The sequence below is a fragment of the Peribacillus butanolivorans genome (genome assembly GCF_001273755.1).
GTDB classification, from domain to species: domain Bacteria; phylum Bacillota; class Bacilli; order Bacillales; family DSM-1321; genus Peribacillus; species Peribacillus butanolivorans.
On the sequence record NZ_LGYA01000001.1, the window covers coordinates 4,239,546 to 4,255,967 of the forward strand.

The 16,422-nt window shown below is 36.9% G+C and carries 15 protein-coding genes and 1 pseudogene; 3 read left to right on the top strand and 13 right to left on the bottom strand.

Translation table 11 applies throughout. The features are described 5' to 3' along the window. Window positions 1-60 precede the first annotated feature (60 nt). A complete protein-coding gene (locus AKG34_RS19570; protein ID WP_053347644.1) occupies window positions 61-1,242 on the top strand; it encodes a YhgE/Pip domain-containing protein in 1,182 nt (393 codons plus the stop codon). Between the two features lie 46 nt (window positions 1,243-1,288). Then, window positions 1,289-1,819 carry a PadR family transcriptional regulator gene (locus AKG34_RS19575; RefSeq protein WP_053347645.1) on the top strand — a complete coding sequence of 177 codons (531 nt, stop codon included), beginning with the start codon at window positions 1,289-1,291 and terminating at the stop codon, window positions 1,817-1,819. Between the two features lie 499 nt (window positions 1,820-2,318). Here AKG34_RS19575 and AKG34_RS19580 read toward each other — a convergent pair whose 3' ends face one another. From AKG34_RS19580 to AKG34_RS19605, 7 genes and pseudogenes are all read right to left on the bottom strand, one after another. After that, entirely contained in the window at window positions 2,319-3,062 is a 744-nt protein-coding gene (locus AKG34_RS19580) for an amidohydrolase family protein (protein ID WP_053347646.1), read from the bottom strand. Between the two features lie 188 nt (window positions 3,063-3,250). Continuing rightward, window positions 3,251-3,754 (bottom strand): DUF2716 domain-containing protein, encoded by a 504-nt coding sequence (locus tag AKG34_RS19585; RefSeq protein WP_053347647.1) that lies wholly within the window; start codon window positions 3,752-3,754, stop codon window positions 3,251-3,253. 738 nt (window positions 3,755-4,492) lie between these two features. Next, the gene (locus AKG34_RS19590) at window positions 4,493-5,137 is read right to left on the bottom strand and encodes a formylglycine-generating enzyme family protein (RefSeq protein ID WP_180320483.1); all 645 of its coding nucleotides are present in this window, start codon (window positions 5,135-5,137) and stop codon (window positions 4,493-4,495) included. A gap of 432 nt (window positions 5,138-5,569) precedes the next feature. Then, window positions 5,570-5,710 carry a hypothetical protein gene (locus tag AKG34_RS28390; protein ID WP_157444055.1) on the bottom strand — a complete coding sequence of 47 codons (141 nt, stop codon included), beginning with the start codon at window positions 5,708-5,710 and terminating at the stop codon, window positions 5,570-5,572. A 457-nt stretch (window positions 5,711-6,167) separates the two neighbouring features. Next, window positions 6,168-6,758, bottom strand: coding sequence for a hypothetical protein (locus AKG34_RS19595; RefSeq protein ID WP_053347649.1), 591 nt, complete (start codon window positions 6,756-6,758; stop codon window positions 6,168-6,170). Between the two features lie 332 nt (window positions 6,759-7,090). Next, window positions 7,091-7,552 carry a putative iron-sulfur cluster-binding metallochaperone gene (locus tag AKG34_RS19600; protein ID WP_053347650.1) on the bottom strand — a complete coding sequence of 154 codons (462 nt, stop codon included), beginning with the start codon at window positions 7,550-7,552 and terminating at the stop codon, window positions 7,091-7,093. Between the two features lie 207 nt (window positions 7,553-7,759). Next, window positions 7,760-8,047: pseudogene (locus tag AKG34_RS19605) on the bottom strand (beta-propeller fold lactonase family protein); the annotation flags it as partial. Window positions 8,048-8,369: 322 nt separating this feature from the next. Between AKG34_RS19605 and AKG34_RS19610 the strand changes: the two are divergent. Further along, window positions 8,370-9,167 (top strand): Cof-type HAD-IIB family hydrolase, encoded by a 798-nt coding sequence (locus AKG34_RS19610; RefSeq protein ID WP_053347652.1) that lies wholly within the window; start codon window positions 8,370-8,372, stop codon window positions 9,165-9,167. A 259-nt stretch (window positions 9,168-9,426) separates the two neighbouring features. Here AKG34_RS19610 and AKG34_RS19615 read toward each other — a convergent pair whose 3' ends face one another. From AKG34_RS19615 to AKG34_RS19640, 6 genes are all read right to left on the bottom strand, one after another. Further along, window positions 9,427-9,657, bottom strand: a complete 231-nt coding sequence (locus AKG34_RS19615) for a hypothetical protein (RefSeq protein WP_053347653.1) — start codon at window positions 9,655-9,657, stop codon at window positions 9,427-9,429. Between the two features lie 628 nt (window positions 9,658-10,285). Next, complete coding sequence (gene cuyA, locus AKG34_RS19620) at window positions 10,286-11,281, bottom strand: D-cysteate sulfo-lyase (protein ID WP_053347654.1); 996 nt, start codon at window positions 11,279-11,281, stop codon at window positions 10,286-10,288. Between the two features lie 105 nt (window positions 11,282-11,386). After that, window positions 11,387-11,764 (bottom strand): RidA family protein, encoded by a 378-nt coding sequence (locus AKG34_RS19625; protein WP_053347655.1) that lies wholly within the window; start codon window positions 11,762-11,764, stop codon window positions 11,387-11,389. A gap of 97 nt (window positions 11,765-11,861) precedes the next feature. After that, window positions 11,862-13,340 (bottom strand): amino acid permease, encoded by a 1,479-nt coding sequence (locus AKG34_RS19630; RefSeq protein WP_053347656.1) that lies wholly within the window; start codon window positions 13,338-13,340, stop codon window positions 11,862-11,864. Window positions 13,341-13,580: 240 nt separating this feature from the next. Further along, the gene (locus tag AKG34_RS19635) at window positions 13,581-15,026 is read right to left on the bottom strand and encodes a sigma-54 interaction domain-containing protein (protein WP_053347657.1); all 1,446 of its coding nucleotides are present in this window, start codon (window positions 15,024-15,026) and stop codon (window positions 13,581-13,583) included. 63 nt (window positions 15,027-15,089) lie between these two features. Continuing rightward, window positions 15,090-16,271, bottom strand: a complete 1,182-nt coding sequence (locus tag AKG34_RS19640; protein ID WP_053347658.1) for a MalY/PatB family protein — start codon at window positions 16,269-16,271, stop codon at window positions 15,090-15,092. Window positions 16,272-16,422: the final 151 nt, after the last annotated feature.

Below are 16,422 nucleotides of genomic sequence, written 5' to 3' on the forward strand. Positions count from 1 at the left end.
ACTTGAGTACTTTGAATAAAGCAACACGTTAAAATTAACTCAAAAGGATGGATTCAACAGATGAAATTTACTAAATTCTTAAAAACAAGAGGGGCAACTGCGGCAATCTTTATGGGGATTTTCTATGCTGTTGCCATGCTAGGCATCTTCTTGCCTGGGTATACAGCCATTCCAGGAAATGTCGATAAATTACCTATCGCTATCATCAATGATGATGCCGGTAAAAATGGTGCGATGATTGCCGAAAAGTTACAAGAAAATTTACCCTTTAAAGAAATCGAGACGGATATAACCAATAAACAAGCCTTAAAAGATTTAGAGAAAAATGATTTGGCATTAGTCGTACACATCCCAAAAACCTTCTCTGCGAATATGCAAAAAGGTGAAGCGTCATCAAGCATTGACTTTACAATCAATGAGGCAGGGGCAACAGTCGTTTCTTCTACCATGAATGCTATCGTAACTGAAATTAACAAGCAGTTAAGCACACAATTCTCACAACAAACAGCCCAGGGCGTATTGATGAACTTTAATGTACCAGAAAAGCAAGCCGCTGAATTAGCGGAAAAGATTGAGAAATCCTATGTCGGAAATGTAGTTACAATCAACGAAATACCAGATGGTATGAATAATAATATGCTGCCAATGTTCTTAACAATGGCCGGTTATGTTGGGGCGATGATTGGAGCGATGCAATTAGTAGGTACATTTAAAGCCAGTCGAGGAAAAGCAAGTAAAACACGTTTATTCATTTATGTGCAATTAGCTGCGTTATTGATTGCAGTTATTTCATCACTCGTTGCTGTAGGTGTAGCGTATTTAATTGACAAGCCAAGCGGTGACCTATTCTTCAGTATAGTAGGTCAACAAATTTTAAACTATATGGTATGTTTTAATTTCACAGCGATTTTAATCTTCTTATTAGGTGAAGGCGGCATGATTTTAAACTTACCGATTTTATTAATTCAAACAATAGCAAATGGTGCCACTATCACACGTGATATGATGTATTTACCATATGAATGGATGAGCCACATTTCACCAATGTATTACTCGGTGCAAGCGTACTTTGCAAACCTATATGGCAGCATTAGTCCAAGTCCGTATATTTGGTCAATGGTTGCGGTTGGTGCTGTTTCGATGTTAATTAATATGGCTATTGTCGCATTTATTCAAAAACCAATGCCAGGACAGGTTTCTGAAACAGAAGTTGAAAAGAATGCGGCTGAAATCACAGCTTAGGTTTTGCTACAATAAGGAGATAATACTTCTTAAAGGAGCGTAGGAAATGTCTATTCAAATTTTTATATTGAGCAAGCTGATGGAAGATAAAAATTATCCTTATAAATTAAAAAAGCAGCTTTCAGAACCCATTCCGTTGGATCGCCTAGGCGGGTTAACTGAAAGTAAACTGTACTACCATTTTGAATCATTAGTAAAACAAGGTTTAGTCGAGCCAGTTGAAGTGATAAAAGAAGAACATCGGCCTGATAAGCAGGTATTTGCGATTACGGCTAAGGGTCGCGAAGAACTACCAAATAAAATCTATAAATTATTTGAAAGTGCGGATGAAATTAAGGATATGATTGTTGGTTTAGCCAACATCAAGTATGTAGACCGGGATAAAGTAGTAGATATATTGAAAAAAAAAGTAAAGTCCATCAAGGCTATTTGGGAGCAGCTTGAGAATTTCGAGCCAGACCCTAAAGGCAACGAGAATATTCGTGAATTTTTGGATGGTTATTTTTCGACCAGAACAGATCACACAATATATTGGTTTGAAGAGTTAATTAGAAGGATTAAGACTAATGAATTATAAGTTTACTCAAGAGCAGGATTTTTGGCAGGAGTTCCATACTTTAGATCAAAAAGTAATTAGAGGTTCACAAAATGAATAATGTATATGTCATTACTGGTGGTTCAGGTGGAATGGGCAAAGTGATTGCTGAATTAGTTGGTAAAAAAGGAACACTATTATTAGCTGATATAAATAAAGAACGACTAGAGTAAGCAAAACAAGAATTAGCAGTCGCAGGGGTTACTGAATTATAGATGAATTAAACACCTTTGTTAACCCATTGAAAATTAAAAATTTTAAAGAGCCTTACTAACATTCTTTGTAGTAAGGCTCTTAGTTTTCTATTCATAATTAAATTGTTTCCCTATATGATTACAAAAGATTAAATTAAGTTTTCCCATCATGAAGTTTAATAAAATGGAGTGCCTAGGCGCTTTTCCCTTTAGCTCCATAAGAAAAAAAGAGTTTACGTGTACTCACTCACCAACTTTAAATTTTCATTCTAAATCTTAAGGCTGAATTACTTAAAATACCATTTTAACGCATTCGTGTACAATATATTATCGGATGCTTTTTCATCAAATAGACGCTGAATCAATTCAATGTCTGCATACTCAAAAGGTCTTTTCGCCCTTGTAGATGGCAAATCTGTTCCGAACATAAGAGCGTCTGGATTAATATCATAAATAGAGTGTAAGGCATTCTCAATATTCAATTCTACACGACCAAAACCAGTTGCTTTAACTCGAATGCCTTTATCCACCAGCCTTAATAAATGAGGTAATCCTTCTTCAGATAATCCTAAATGGTCAATTGATATGGCAGGTAATTTTTCAATAGTAGATGCAATTTCGGGTAACTCTTTTGCATCAATATAAAGTTCGCTATGCCACCCTACTAAATCATAAACTCTCCTTGCAAAGTAATCGAGCTTCGATAAATCTTCTGAACCACCTCGTTTTATATTAAAACGTAATGCTTTTACCCCATTTTTATTTAAACTTATAATCTCTTCGCCCGTCACAGTAAAAGGTAATTGCGTAACGCCACAAAATGTTGAACCCATTTGTTTAAGTGCCTTCAATAAATATTCTTGGTCAAACCCTTGGAATGACCCAGATACAATCGCTCCACCTAATACATTCAAATCAGCAGTTTCATTTTGATAATCTTCTACAACATAGCTGGGTGGCAAATATCCTTGGTTTTCGATGATTGGAAAATCAAAATCAATAATATGAAAATGCGCATCAAAAATTCTCATTTCAAATCCCCTTTCTTTTCTTTAACATATCAATTATGGTACATAAATAAAATTGCGGGTTATTAATACAGATTCATAAGTTTATCTTATTGCACTACCCTGCCCCTTTAGTTCCGTAAGAAAAAGGATGCCGCAGCATCCTCCCTTATTGAAGTAAAGCACCACCTGTTAGTTCAACAAGGTTTACATTATCCCTGACGTAATATTTTTTGAAACATTTTTGGTTGATGTTTTTCAAAAACCTTTATCAATTCTTTTCCAAAAATAGTTATGGTTCTTTCCCAAGGGTGTCCTAATAATCCCCATTCAAAATTCTTATGAATAAAAAAGTAATAATCACCGTTTGGAAAAATAGGTACTGTCCATTCATCAAATTCACTTTTCGGAAACTCCAAACGGGGGTTTATCCAATAACCTGGATGTTGCCAATCTAACGCATACATATATTCATTTTTCTGTGTGAGTTCTTGAAAGACAAGCAATGATTTTTCCTCTAGGTCATTATAAATCTCATCATAAGTATCTAAATCTACGGACACATTTAAATACTTGGATACATCATAAGTGATAAATGGATTTGGCACTTCAAAAGATGGAAAGTCTGACATACCTGGTTCAAATTTAAATGCATCATATATCCTATCCCATACCTCTTTATATTCTAATGTAGATAATTCAATCCAATTTCCCATTTGAATAGCCACCTTTACGATGCTTTTAATGAGGATTCTTATATCATTTCTTGTTCAACTAACCTGCCCCGTTAATCCCATAAGAAAAAGGCTGCCACAGCAACCCATGTTTTTGAAGTAAAGCACCCGTTAGTTCATTAAGAAAGTCTAGGAATCTCCTCATTCCAAGAACAAAATAGATAAAATTAAATAAAATGCATCCCATTAAAAAGGGGTTACATTAATAAATCTTAGCATATATAATTCTAAGTTTGTGTTGTAAGAGAAAGATAGAGGATCTAGCCAGGGAGGATTTTATTCATATAATTTCAGATGCAATAATAATGAGATCTACTTCCTATTCCAAGATAAAAATGGCAATAGAAAATCTAAGCTCTGAAGGATGGTTCAGGGAGCTATATGAGGAGGCCCAGTATACTAAGGTTATTTGGCATAATGGGGTCCTCTCAACAAAACTACGCTAAGAGAATTTTGGGAAGAAAAAAGCCGGTTTTCCATACGCTAAGGGGGTACGACCGAGATACGTGGAAAAATGGGTCACGTGCTGGATATATTGATCCCAGATGTGATCTTTTTCTGTTTTAATGAGGGCTTAAATAAAAAATAAAAAAAGCAGATTTTCCTACGTGGAAAGAGCCCTTTTTTTGGATTTCATCTCATTAAACAAAGACGTGTAGCCAGTCACTGTTATCCGTTGGTTATGCTGTAAAACCTCGAAAGTTGACTTGTTTGTTGAAGTTAAAAAGACTGGGCAAGACGGAATCCAAGGTCGTCTATACAAAATGACGGATGGCTACGACGACGACACGAAGCCCCACAACCCCTGGCCTCTTCAGCCCAGCTACCCCCTCGAAAAATTCGGTAGGAGCCGTACACTTGTTCATCATATAAATCCCAACACCACTCCCAAACATTCCCTAACATATCATACAGACCCCATGCATTCGGTTCCTTTCTTCCTACTTCATGGATCTTGCCACCTGAATTTTCGTTATACCAGGCAATCTTATCAAGATCTCCGTATCTATAACCAGTAGTCCCTGCTTTACATGCATATTGCCACTCTGCTTCTGAAGGAAGTCGATAGCCGTTTGATTCCCAATCACAAATAACGTTTTCACCATCATTACTTATAGAATAACACTCTTTCAGTCCAGCTTTCTGTGAAAGTAGATTACAAAAAGAAATTGCATCATTCCAAGAAATATTCACAACCGGTTTTAGATCTCCGTCAAAAGTATTAGGTGATTTATTTGTAATAGCATAGTATAGACCCATAGTTACAGGATACCGGGCAAGAAGAAACGGTCTTATTTCAGCTTTCCATTTGCTTTTTATTCTATCGTCTCTTAATTCTATTTCTCCCCCTGGAATTTTTACCATTGGATAGTCAATGTAACTCTTTATTTTATTAGACACACTACCTTCCTCCTAATGATCTTGATTTTATAGTCTGATAACCTTATTTCATCTTTTTTTAATCCTAATCTCATTATTTCAACTCCTTTAACTATTAAATTCACTCATTCACTAAGAAATTCCTTCTTAAACTAACCTTCTAGTTCATTAAGGAAAACCAATATCAAGTATTGATTTCGGTTTATCATTTTTATAAACGATTAAACTTTATTTAAATCGGTACATCTTTTTTTAAAACAGTACGACTTTATTTTAAAACTACAACTAAATAAAAATAAACTCTTAAACACATGACAAAACCCCACCTGTTTCCATTTAGCAACTGGTGGGGTTTCTATTTGGCTTCTACATCTACATCAACCGGGAGGTCCATCTTGTGCAATCACGCCCTTTCATTTAAACGGCTAATTTACTGTATTCATCCAACTGATCTTTGGTTAAATTTTTGATGAAGTGGTCGAAGTTGATCGACTCCATTTCATACCTTTCACAAATCTTTAAATAACTTTCATAGGCTTTATCATAAATGTTCATCATCTTGATTCCTCCTTCTGTTATATAACAATAAATTTAACTTATAAATAATATATAACAACGTCATTTTATTGTCAATATAATTTTCTGAAAATTCTAAATAACCATTCTTCCCTTTAGTATTTCCCCCATTGTTCTTCGCTAACCGTCTACTTTAAAAAAAACCTGACACTGCTCTTTAATTGGATAATTTGCCTTCAATGGGTAAAGTAGTTTTATGAATGCCCCCCTTGTGTAGCTTTAAAATAAAGTTTGCTTAAATTAACGCTTTTAACCTGGATAAAAAAACAAAAATGAAGAGCATGTTTTGAAAAAAGATTAATCAAAACATGCCCTTATTAATTGGATTTATTCTTTTATAAAAAAGATTGATCATTATTGTATTCCTTAATGAATGAACTAACGCACCAGTTAGTTTATTAAGAAAAGCAATTCTTATTAAAGAATCGCGCCCGTTAGCTTAATAAGAAAGGTTATCTTCTTCTCTCATTTTAATTAGAAAGATTCCTAACCATATAAATCCACCACAAGTTATTGCTGAGCCCAAAACTGAAATTATCGGTTCTGCATTTCCTGCCACGCTACCTATTGCGAAAACTACATTCCCTATAACAAGCAAGGAACCTCCCCATCGAGGCAATATTCTAACTAAGATTGTTGAGATACCTAAACATAGCATTCCAACAACAAACATCAACGGCCCAACTATCAGAATGATTCTTGGAACACCTTCATTAAAAACTGAACTAACATTAACTCCAGATGCACTGGCAATTTCCACATAGACGACGGCAGAAACAATAATAGTTCCAACTGTACTAAGAACCATCCCTAATAACCCTAATGTTCCGTTTTTTCGTCCTTGCGAATCATAAATTCCTATAAAAGCAAAAACAGCTATTATGTGAGCGATAAAAACCAGACTTTGCCCTAAAACTGTGCCATAATCCGAACCAGCAATAAAGTTTAATACATGTGCAATAAACAGGAATAGCCCCGTTAAGATAGCTGCAACTCCACCACCAAATTTGAATCCGTGAGATGAAACCATTTTTCTCCCCCACCTTATAGAATATTGTTCTATCACAAACAAATAATACCAAGTCCCTCCAACTTACGTATATAATTCCTCATATTAAACTTTTGTGAATTTGTAAATGAGCAGGCTTTTTCAACAATATGGCCCTATTGTTGAACAAAGATTAAACAGCACTCTTCAATTATCCTGCCCCGATAGTGCCATAAGAAAAAGGCTGCCTCAGCAACCTTCCTTATTGAAGTAAAGCACCCGTTAGCTCATTAAGCAAAAAAGCCACCAAATGGCAGCCCCGGATCTCAACTAACGCACCTGTTAGTGAAATATTGTATGTTACACTTTTTTTGCTAAGAAAGGCTTTTTATATAGTTCGTAACATTCCCCAAACAGCAACTTCCTTGAGGATTGTTTACCTCGCACCCACATCGATTTTCTTTTATATTTTTACGAATGTGTTCAATAGGTTTAGGACTAAGTTCTTGTTTTATATATTCCTTAATTTTCTCTTTTGTCCAACCAAAACAATAGCAAACAGGCACAATAGAGGATTTATCTTTTTGATGAACAGAAACCTTAATTTCTGACGTTAGATACATTTTTTTACCTGTATCAAAATAGACAACATTACATCCTTCTGTTGAACAAAAATAATGAGTTAAACCTGCATTCAAAGAGTCTAATACTGATGGTTTTAGCATTGATTTTAACGTAATTATTTTTACATTTTTCCCTTTTACATTACAAGACGGACACAAATCAGAACCACTATTTTCGGAAACTTGTTCTTTTGTTGCACAACAATCAGACATATTCAATGCCCTCCCTTCGAATGTCCTAATATGAAAATTATAACATTCCTACTTCAACTAACCTGCCCCGTTACTTTAAGTACAATGCTTCACAATTCATGCTGAAAATTATGTTGTCTCATAACAAAAGCCGCCATTATGTCGGCAGCCTTGTTTTTAAAAATCCCTTTATTTTTTATTCCACCAAATATAGTGAACTTAATAAAATCAAAGAATAGCTAATCCTTGCGATCCAAGGTAAGGAAAGTTAGTCCAAGCAGCAACCTGCAATCTAACCAGACTTCCATCACCTTGAATAGTAAATACGGAGACTGTACCCTGGTTTCCGTTAAGGGTGTAAAAATGCCGTCCATCTTTACTCACTCCAACATCCATCGGCAGTCCTGGAGCTGTACCTGGCGGTGTACTGGTAATATGCCTTACCACCGAAAGTGATCCATTGGGATCGATTCGGTAAGTGGAGATGGTGCCGCTTAAGGTATTGGTAATGTATGCAAGTGTGTAGAGATAATAAAGTTATTTAATTTTAAAAGCTTAAACAAGCATAACCTCGTTCTAAATTTAGGACGGGGTTAAAAATATAGTTGTTTAATTTTTAATGTAAGATACTTCACTACACTAAAAAATACAACAATAAAGTTGTATAAAAATCTAAGTTTTATTCAACAATAGCACCCGTTAATGGAATAATATTTTTATCTTGCAAAGAACCGTCCCTTACTTCCCAATAAACTTTATTAAATCTGTACACTGAGTTTACAAGACTTTAATAGTCAGATGATATGATTGGTTTACCAACGATGAGGAGGCAGTATAAATGAATGTGCGTGCAATATTTATTGATATGGATGGTACACTACTAAAGGCCTCAAACAACATTTCCCGCCGAAATATGGAAGCCATTTATAGGCTCATTAATCAGGGAGTCAAGGTTTTTCTAGCTACTGGTCGACACTATGAAGTAACCGCTCCCTACCATAAAGAAATTGGATTACAAACTCCAATGATCTGTTTGAATGGTGCCGCTATTCACGATGCAGAGACAGGAAGAGCTATGCAAATGAAAACCGTCCGACTGAACGAAGAACGATTCCACCAGCTGACCGCTGAAAATTCTTGTAATGTTATTATCCATACAGCAAATGGGCTTTATTGTAAGGAAACAAATGAAGAAATCGATTATTGGACAAAAGTTGGGCAAATTCCGCCACGTTATATTGGAGATTTAAGACAGGCAAATTATCAAGATGTTCTTAAATATAGTGTTCGAACAGGTGCACCAAGACCTGAATTATCCGCTTTGTTTAAAAAGGAAGCAGAGGTCATCAATTGGAATGACGGGTTTGAAATGGTTGCTCCTAATGTTTCCAAATGGTCTGCTATAAAAAACTTACTTCACGCATTTCGAATTAGTCCAAGCGAAGTCGTAGCCATTGGAGACGGACCCAATGATATAGAGATGCTTCGTCATGTCGGTACTGGCGTGGCAATGGGGAACGCTAGCGAAGAGGTTAAAGCAGCAGCTGATTTTGTTACAGGACACCACGAAAATGATGGATTGGCTGAGTTTATAGAAACTTATCTTCATAAATCATATAAATCATATGTGATTTAGAGGTATTTTAAAATAACTTTTTTTTATCATCAGATAGTGTATCTTCATTTGAACATTTTCATTTATGTTGGTTTTTAACAGTATCAACTGTTCTGGGATTGCCAATTACTCCTAATTATCAATATTCGCACCCTTTAATTCAATAAAAAAATAACCTCTATTAGCTGGTGTAGTAAAAAAGCATTTCTTCTTATTGAAGTTATGCACCCGTTAGCTGAATAAGCATATATCTGTTGTAACGTTAAAAATCATTATTAAGTTATCGAAGCCCATCTTCTTCTAAACCCGCCAAATAAGCATTTGTAAAAAAATCGAGAAAATATGAATTTTCCTCAAAATATCTTTTGAATCCCTCTAACACATCCTCTTGAAATTTTTTATCCCCAAACCAAATTGGCATAGCACCTAAATCATCAACAAATTGTTTTAGTACCATATGGAAAGTATCATCAGAAAAAGCTTCTCTCTTTAATAATAATACTTGTTTCAACTACACCAATAATAATTTAAATTTCTTTTATCAATCCCATATCCAAAAAAGAACTACCCCAGCTATAAAAAGAATAGGGAATATAATGATTAATACTCCTATCGTTGCAAATTCACTACCCACACTTATTCTATAGAGAGTAACGACTATCCCGAAAATAAAGGGGCTATTACGAACATTGTAGTTATCCCCCAAATGCTGTACTTCAATCTACAAACAATCAGACTTAATTATAAATTATCAAAATCCATAATAAACGAAATAGAGTTGATTCTACTGTATTGTAGAATCAACTCTATTTTTAATTTCTGACTAATCAACATTAAAATCTGACATAGACTTTATAAAAAGTTTGATCATTTTTTCTATGCACTTACAAATCTATTTATTTATATGACTCATAGCTTGTCCATTAAAGACCTAAAATATTAAAACGCTTAAACAAGTTTTTTCAAACATAAAATACTGCTTTTAAACTGAATCAGCAAGCTGCTAATAAAAAGAATCAACTATTTGGAATGGCTGCATAAAACCAAACTCTATAATAAATATAGACTTCTTTCAATAAATGCAATCTTAACACCAGAACCGGATATTACCTTTCACATCTTTCTTTTTGTTTTAAATTTCAATAAAAGAGAGAAGTATTGGCATATAGCGATGAGGCGCCGCCAGAGTGTACAAATAGTATATTATCATCCGGCTTAAAGGTGCCTTTTTGTATTAAATCAATGAGTCCCGCTGCCGCTTTACCCGTATATACCGGATCTAATAAAATCCCTTCTGTTCTTGCCATGAGTTTGACAGCTTCCACCATTTCTGGCGTAGGTAAAGCATAACCAGGTCCGACATACTCATCAAAACACATAACAGCCTCACGAGGGATTGAATTTGGAATGCCGATGTGTGTTGAAGTTTCTTTAACAAGCTGAAAAACTTTCTCTTCTTGTTCAGCTTTTCCTCTGCTTACGTTTATTCCAATTACCGATATTCCACTTTGATTTCCATGAAATCCGGTCACCAAACCAGCATGCATTCCCCCACTGCCGCTTACACAAACGACTGACTTCATATCGATTCCTTGATTAAATGACTGTGCCAAAATTTCCTGAGCGCAAGCAGCATATCCCGTTGCACCAATCACATTGGATCCCCCGACTGGTATTATGTAAGGTCGATTCCCTTTCTCCGTTACCTCATTAGCTACTTTCTGCATTTCTTGCATTAAGTCCGCTCCATTAGGCACAATTTTGATTTCTTCAGCGCCCAATAAATGATATAAAAAATAGTTACCGTTAAAATCTGGCTCAGGACTTTCTGAAAGTCCTTCTTCCAACACAAGGATGCACTTCATTTTCTCTTTAACTGCAGCAGCTAGTGTTAAGCGGCAATGATTTGATTGAATGCCTCCACATGTAATTAACGTATCCGCACCTTTTTCCATTGCATCGGCAACAAGGAACTCTAGTTTTCTTGTTTTATTTCCCCCAGCCGTCAGACCCAGTAAATCATCTCGTTTAAGATAAATGGATGGGCCCCCAAGAAATTCAGAAAAATGATGTAATTTCTCAATAGGTGTATCGGTTGGTGTATATCGCCGTCTAGGGAATTGTGCTAAATTCATATTAAATCTCCTCCATATTTCTCTGTTTAAGACTAACCATATGTAAATTAAAGAAAAGAGAATATCATTCTAACATTCTCTTTTCAATTATTATTATTATTATTATTAAATCATAGCAATGGCTTCGATTTCAATCATAGCATCTTTAGGCAAACGAGCAACTTCAATCGCACTTCTAGCTGGATAATTATCTGTAAAAAATTCTCCATATACATGATTCATCGCGGCAAAGTGACTCATATCACTTAAAAAAACCGTTGTTTTTATTACCTGCTGTAAGCTTGCTCCCGCCGCTTCCACAACCTTCTTAAGATTCTCCAATGACACCCTTGTTTGCTCCTCAATATTATCAGGCATTTCTCCAGTTTCAGGATAAATTGGAAGCTGCCCTGAAGTATACACTACATTTCCTACTTTAATGGCTTGTGAATAAGGACCGATAGCCTTGGGGGCTTCTTTGGTCATGATTGTTTCTTTTAACATATAAAACACCTCTTTTTTTTTTGTAATCCTATTTATACGGAATTGAATTTAATTTCCCTTTGAATAAAACGCTTACATTCAATTACAGCCTTACCTCTTATTCTTTGCGCTCAAAATCACACTCCATAAGCGGAACTATTTTTGTTTTCTTAATGATTTTATAACCAAGCCAGAGAAGCAAGAAAATAGGAAGACCAATGTACGTCGCTATAATTTCTGCCCAGCTAATTTGATGTCCAGAAAAAAGAGTCTGCCCAAAAATGAAAACCACAAAAAATAACAGCGTGATTACCGGGCCCAACGGGTACCATTTGGCTTTAAACGGCAATTCATTTAGATCTCTGCCTTGGGCTACATAGGCCTTACGGAAGCGGTAATGACTAACGGCAATCCCGAACCATTTGATAAATCCGGTAAGGGCTGAAGCATTTACCAACCAAATAAACACTGAACCATTTCCAAAAAGGGAAGCCAAAAAAGAGGCAAGTCCTATAATAGCAGTTGTACAAAGGGCCAACATGGGAATTCCCTTTCTGTTAAGCCTAGCAAAGATTCGTGGTGCCTTTCCTTCTTTCGCCAGTGCCCATAGCATACGTGAAGAAGCATACATTGCTGAATTTGCTGCTGATAAAACAGATGTAAGCAGCACGGCATTCATGACGGAAGCGGCAAATGCCAACCCAGCTCTCTGAAGAACAAGCGTGAAGGGGCTGATAGATACATTTTGAACACCAGATTTAAGCAGGTTTGGATCCGTATAAGGGATAATCAAACCGATAACAAAAATCGTCAACACGTAGAAAATAAGGATTCGCCAGAAGATTGACCGAATCGCTTTCGGTACATTTTTCGATGGATTTTCGGTTTCACCGGCTGCCGTCGCAATAACCTCAGTTCCCTGGAACGCAAAGCCCGCGATGAGCACTACACTAAAGATAGATACAAGCCCGCCATTGAAAGGAGCATCTCCATGGGTAAAGTTACTGAACCCAACCGCATGTCCTCCCATAATTCCAAAAATCATGGCAACCCCAATAACGAGAAATACGATGATCGAGATGACCTTAATGCCGGCAAACCAGTATTCACTTTCCCCATATGCCTTGACTGATAAGACATTTAAGATTAGCAACAAGCCCAGAAATAGTGCGCTCCACAAGATAGAAGGTGAGTCCGGAAACCAATACTTCATAATAAGAGTAGAGGCCACCAAATCTGCAGGAACCGTTATAGCGGTTGTATACCAATAGTTCCAACCTAACGCAAAGCCTAACGCAGGATCAATATACTTTGAGGCATAGATATCAAAGGCCCCCGGGACCGGTAAGAAGGCCGATAGCTCTCCTAAACTATTCATAACAAAATAGACCATGATTCCTACAAGTATGTATGCTGCAAGCGCTCCTCCCGGCCCCGCAGTGCTAATCGTCGATCCACTGGATACAAACAATCCAGTTCCAATAGCGCCACCAATAGCCATCATCGTTAAATGTCTGGGTTTCAGCTTCCTTTGTAAGGATGCTTCAGAAGTTCTCTTTTCTTGTACGCTACTTACCTCTGCTTCTAATTTCCCCATAGTATATCCCCCCTAATTGCTCATTGTTCAAATACAATTTGTATGCAAGGCTCATCTGGCTGTTCTTAAGAAAAATCTCTTTATTGATTATTTCTAGAACTTTCAGTCAATTTTTAAAATACCTCTACCTTCTGCTTTTGTCCTCACCCCTCTCAAATTCAGGCGGAAAAAATGATATGAGCACTCTCTCTTTAATTTCAAGTAACTTAATTGAGTAAAATAGAAATTTTTTATATGAAGTTAACATAATTTATATTTTTCCAACTTGCGATAAAGAGTAGACAAACTAATCTGTAGTTCCCGGGCAATTTGTTCTTTATCATGCCGATATTTTTCAGCTAAGAAATAGCTCTGGATTACGTCTTTTTCATATTCTGAAATCATTTGTTCTAAACTTAATCCGCTACTCTCCACAGTGAGATGATCCTGTTGAAATAGATAGTCAGGTAAATCATGGAAGGATACAATATCTGATTCAGCCATATTTGTCATATATTCTACGGCGTTTTCCAACTGCCGTATATTCCCCGGCCAATCATAACGTATAAGCCATCGCTCCAGCATTGGGTCCAGTCTCAATGGGTGCCTTTGCACGATCTTACAATGTTTATGCATGAAATGTTCAAGATACAAAGCGATATCATCACGCCGCTCTCGCAAGGGTTTGGTATGGAGAGGGATGACATTGAGACGATAATATAAATCCTCGCGAAAAGTGCCGTTTCGCACCATTTCCTCCAGGTTTTGGTGAGTGGCTGCAATCACCCGTACATTAATCTCGATTGCTTTTTTTCCACCGATTCTTTCAATCTCTCTTTCTTGTAAAACCCGTAATAACTTTGGCTGCAAGAAAAGCGGCATATCTCCAATTTCATCAAGAAAAATGGTTCCGTTGTGCGCTAATTCGAATTTCCCCATTTTCCCATTCCGACTTGAGCCGGTAAATGATCCGCCCTCATAACCAAACAACTCACTTTCCAACAAGCTTTCAGGTATGGCAGCGCAATTAACTGCTACAAATGAATGCATCCGGCGTTTGCTTTCAAAATGAATCGCTTTGGCTAATAATTCCTTCCCCGTACCGCTATCTCCCCTAATCAGGACAGTGGATGGGCTGTTTATAATCCGTCTTGCTTTTTTAATAACATCTTGAAGCCCGGAATCTTTACCAAGAATGTTTTCAAAAGTAATAGATTTCGGGGGGATCGGGATATCTTCTTGAATTTGGCAACCCGGTTCTTTATCAGGGTCCAGCATTGCTAATTTATTGACTAACAATGTACTAACATTGCGTAAAAACTGGATCAGATTCTCTGATTCTATAATCATTTTCTCCTTTTGTTCATGGGAAAAACCAATCATGCCGATGACGCCAACTGGTTTGTCTTGCTTTACAATAGGAAACCCGATGGTAGCGAGTTCTTTGCATTGATTTACGAATTTACAACTCCTACACTGCGACTCATCTTTTTTCACATCATAAACCACTCCAGGCTCCCCTGTTTCCAATATCATTCTGAAAAAGGAGCCTTCCGGAGCCGTTTTGCCAATGAGATCTTTATAGTAACCAGTTCCGCTAATACGAACGCCCTTTTCATCAAGCACGGTTATATCCAGACCAAGGATTCCTGCTGTGTTCTCAGCGTAATCTTGAATAAACTGCTGCATGCCGGTAAAGCCTGCCATATTATCCTCCTCTGCTATTGTGCTATATGAAATAATAAAATAAATTTATTATAAAATAAATTCTTACACTTTGCACAAAGAGGAGACAGCTTTTTCTATGGCACCCAAAGCATTTTTCAACATCGAACGCGGGCAAGCGATATTAAGTCGCATAAACCCTTCACCTTCCATACCAAAAATGTGCCCCTCATTCATTGCAACCCTTGCTTCTTGCAACATAAATTGATCCATTTCTTTAACCGAAAACCCTAATTCCCGGCAATCCAGCCATACAAGGTATGTGCCTTCCGGCTGGATGACTTTGATTTGAGGGATGTTTTTGCTGAAGTAACTCAGAGTGAACTCCAAATTCTCCTGCAAATATTCAAGGAGCTGATCGAGCCATTCTTCTCCGTGTCGGTAAGCAGCCTCTAACGCAACAACGCCAAATATGTTCGGCGAACCAATGGATAATGTATTAAGTTCTCGATCATACCTATCGCGCAGTTGCTGATTTGGAATAATGATACTTGACGTCTGTACACCCATCAGGTTAAAAGTTTTGCTTGGCGCAATGCAAGTAAGAGAATGATTCGCAAACTCTTCTGATATAGAGGCAAAAGGAATATGAGTATGTGTCTTATAAACAAAGTCAGAATGAATTTCGTCTGCCACAACGAGAATGTTATGCTTCATACAAATCTGTCCCAATCTCGTCAATTCTTCTTTGCTCCATACCCTTCCGATTGGGTTATGAGGACTACACAAAATCAACATTTTTACCGTTGAATCTATCTTTGCCTCTAAATCTTCGAAATCTATGGAATAATGCCCATTTTCAAGCTTAAGCGGGTTGTTTACAATTTCACGGCCGTTCGCTTGGATCACCCGGGCAAAATGATGGTATACAGGAGGTTGGATAATTATTTTGTCACCCGCCTGCGTGAAGGACTGAATCGCCAACGATAGGGCTGGAATCACTCCTGGGCTGTGGGTAATCCATTCTTTCTCAATGGACCATCGATGTCTTCTTTTTAGCCAACCAACAATGGATTCCATATACGAGTCCGGTCTAAGCGTGTAGCCATATACACCATGCTCCACACGTTGTTTTAATGCTTCGATGATAGGTTGTGGAGACTGAAAATCCATATCGGCCACCCACATCGGTATAACATCCTTTACGCCAAAATGATTTTCTAGATCATCCCACTTTTCGCAAGCTGTACCCAGTCGACAGATTTCTTGGTCAAAATTATATTTCATCGAGTATCTCTCCTTCTTATGTTTGTTTGCACTATGCCTCATTACTAATTTATATAAGCAATTGTCATGCCAACTCATTTCACTTATAAAATCTCCTTATTTTTATAGAGGTTCTTGGTTGAATCCCCTAATGCCGCGGTCATTATTTAAA